This is a genomic window from Streptomyces swartbergensis, from assembly GCF_002148965.1.
Classification (GTDB): domain Bacteria; phylum Actinomycetota; class Actinomycetes; order Streptomycetales; family Streptomycetaceae; genus Streptomyces; species Streptomyces swartbergensis.
The window spans coordinates 1-2,299 of sequence record NZ_NGFN01000620.1 but is presented as its reverse complement, the minus strand read 5'-3'; the positions used below and the strand labels follow the sequence as shown (position 1 = coordinate 2,299).

Annotated in this window: 2 protein-coding genes; one reads left to right on the top strand and one right to left on the bottom strand. The window is 75.1% G+C overall.

The window, feature by feature from the left end; all coding sequences use genetic code 11:
• Positions 1 to 604: FHA domain-containing protein (locus tag CA983_RS42905; protein WP_143645803.1), on the bottom strand; the 604-nt coding region annotated here is incomplete at its 3' end.
• A 380-nt stretch (positions 605 to 984) separates the two neighbouring features.
• Between CA983_RS42905 and CA983_RS42900 the strand changes: the two genes are divergently transcribed.
• The coding region (locus tag CA983_RS42900) for a serine/threonine-protein kinase (RefSeq protein ID WP_107500353.1) at positions 985 to 2,299 on the top strand (1,315 nt) is incomplete at its 3' end.

Here is a 2,299-nt window from a genome sequence, read left to right as displayed (position 1 = left end):
CCGGCCCCCCGGCGGGAGCCAGCCGCAGAGCCGATTCGCCGATCCGCAGCAGCGCCCCCGGCGCGAAACGGACCGCCCGGCCGCCCACCCGCGCGCCGTCCAGCGTCGTGCCGTTCGTGGAGTCGAGGTCGGCGACCGAGACGCGGCCGTCGGCGCTCACCGTCACCGCGCAGTGCAGCCGGGAGACGTCCGGGTCGTCGAGCGGTACGTCGGCGTCGGCGGAGCGGCCGATGCGGATCTCGCCGCCGTGCAGGAGGTGGACACCGCCGGCGTCGGGCCCGGCGACCACCTGGAGCTGGGCCGGGGCGTCGTCCAGCTCGGGATGCGGCTCCGGCTCGCCCGGCGCGCCCACGGCCAGCACGGCACCGTCGGTCAGCGGGGGCTCGCCGAGCGTGCAGCGCTGGGCGTCGAGCCGCTGCTCCCCGGCGTACAGCACCGGGGAGCCCGAGCCGTCACCGCCGAGGACCACCTGGGCGAGCGCCGAGGACACCGCCGCGAGCGCCGTCCCGGCGGGCGCGGTGACCAGCACGTCGCAGCGCGCGGCGCGGTCCCGGGCCGGAGCCGCCAGGCCCAGCGGGTCTACGACGGTCAGCCGGATCTGCATCGCCGTCAGCGGTCCCTTCTGCCCGGGCGCGGAGTCCCCCCACCCCGCCCCAGCACGTCGGCCAGTACTGCACGCATCCTCGCACCTGCCACTGACAGCGCGCCCCTTGCTCCGGAACAAGTGATCTTGATTGGTCGGCTCTGCCCGCAAAAGTGCCTGAGAGATGACCCACTCGCGATCACTTGAGATCGGTCACGCTCACTCTCGGCAACCACGAGACCGAGGTGAGCGTCTTTCCTTCGAACGCGAGCGAGATTCGAACGCGCGCGAGAACGGATACGTAAGACCCACAGAAAGACGACACCCCGGTCCCCGGCGGCACGGCACTACAGTGGGTCGGACAGGCCAGCAGGCAAGGCAAGCACCAGGGAGCGCATGACGTGCGGCCGGTAGGCAGCAAGTACCTGCTCGAGGAGCCGCTCGGGCGCGGCGCCACGGGCACCGTCTGGCGAGCCCGCCAGCGCGAGACCGCGGGCGCCGAGGCGGCCGTGCCGGGACAGCCCGGCGAGACGGTCGCCATCAAGGTCCTCAAGGAGGAGCTGGCCGGCGACCCGGACGTCGTGATGCGGTTCCTCCGGGAGCGCTCCGTCCTGCTCCGGCTCACCCACCCGAACATCGTCCGGGTCCGTGACCTGGTCGTCGAGGGCGATCTGCTGGCCCTGGTCATGGACCTCGTCGAGGGCCCCGACCTGCACCGCTACCTGCGCGAGAACGGGCCCTTCAGCCCCGTCGCCGCGGCCCTGCTCACCGCCCAGATCGCCGACGCGCTCGCCGCCAGCCACGCCGACGGCGTGGTCCACCGCGACCTCAAGCCGGCGAATGTCCTGCTCCGGCAGTACGACGGGCAGATGCACCCGCTGCTCACCGACTTCGGCATCGCCCGCCTGGCCGACTCCCCGGGCCTGACCCGGACCCAGGAGTTCGTCGGGACGCCCGCCTACGTCGCGCCCGAGTCCGCAGAGGGCCGCCCGCAGACCTCCGCCGTGGACATCTACGGCGCCGGCATCCTGCTGTACGAGCYGGTCACCGGCCGTCCCCCGTTCGCCGGCGGCTCCGCCCTGGAAGTGCTGCACCAGCACCTGAGCGCCGAGCCCCGCCGTCCCTCCACGGTCCCCGACCCGCTGTGGACGGTCATCGAGCGCTGTCTGCGCAAGAACCCCGACGAGCGGCCCAGCGCCGTCAACCTCGCCCGCGGCCTGCGCGTCGTCGCCGAGGGCATCGGGGTGCACGCGAACTCCGCGCAGATCGCCGCCGCCGAGGGCGTCGGCGCGCTCCTGGTGCCCGACCCGGCGCCCGCGCCCGTGCCGGACACGTCCGGCGCGGCCGACCCGACCCAGGTCCTCCCGCAGGGCGCGGGGGCGTACGACCCGAACGCCGCGACCAGCGTCATGCCGCACACCGGCGGCCCGGCCGGCGCCGCCGACCCCACGGCCGTCCTCCCGAACCGGGGCGCGGCCGACCCGACCGCCGTCATGCCGCCGGTCCCGCCGGGCTCCCCCGGCCACCCCGGTCAGCAGGGCCGGCAGGGCGGACCCGAGGACCCGCACCCCTGGCAGAACCAGCTGCGAGCGGCCCGCGACCGCAACGAACAGACGCAGGTCCAGTACCTCGACCCGAACGAGGACCCGCTGCGCCGCCGCCCCCAGCGGCAGGTCGCCCGGCCCCAGCAGCCCCCGCAGCGCGGCAGGCAGCCCC